The 392-nt window shown below is 48.0% G+C and carries 2 tRNA genes; both read left to right on the top strand.

The window, feature by feature from the left end:
* Positions 1–49: 49 nt before the first annotated feature.
* Positions 50–126: transfer RNA gene (locus GCN78_RS28975), tRNA-Ile, on the top strand.
* A 24-nt stretch (positions 127–150) separates the two neighbouring features.
* Positions 151–226, top strand: a tRNA-Ala gene (locus GCN78_RS28970).
* Positions 227–392 lie beyond the last annotated feature (166 nt).

The following is a 392-nucleotide window of genomic DNA, read 5'->3' as shown; positions in this document are numbered from 1 at the left end:
TATCGGCTGTTAGTAAGAGAAGAAACAGTAGTCGTAGTAGCACCGCGTTGGGGCTGTAGCTCAGCTGGTTAGAGCACCGTGTTGATAACGCGGGGGTCGTTGGTTCGAGTCCAACCAGCCCTACCAGTAACACCCGAGTAGTACATTCCCGGGGGATTAGCTCAGCTGGGAGAGCACCTGCTTTGCAAGCAGGGGGTCGTCGGTTCGATCCCGTCATCCTCCACCAATACTTTGAAAGTGCAAACGTAAGCCGGTCAGTGACTCAGGTTTAGGTTTGATCTTTTAGCGATCAAAGCTGTTTCGTTCTTTAACAATCTGGAAGAAGTAAAGATTATTTATTGATCGGTTTGCCGTAAAAGGTGAATCGATGGGTAATGATTGTATGTATCAAC

The organism is Janthinobacterium rivuli (assembly GCF_009208735.1).
Taxonomy (GTDB): Bacteria; Pseudomonadota; Gammaproteobacteria; order Burkholderiales; family Burkholderiaceae_D; genus Janthinobacterium.
The sequence above is the reverse complement of the archived record's forward strand: the minus strand, read 5'-3'. Positions and strand labels throughout refer to the sequence as shown.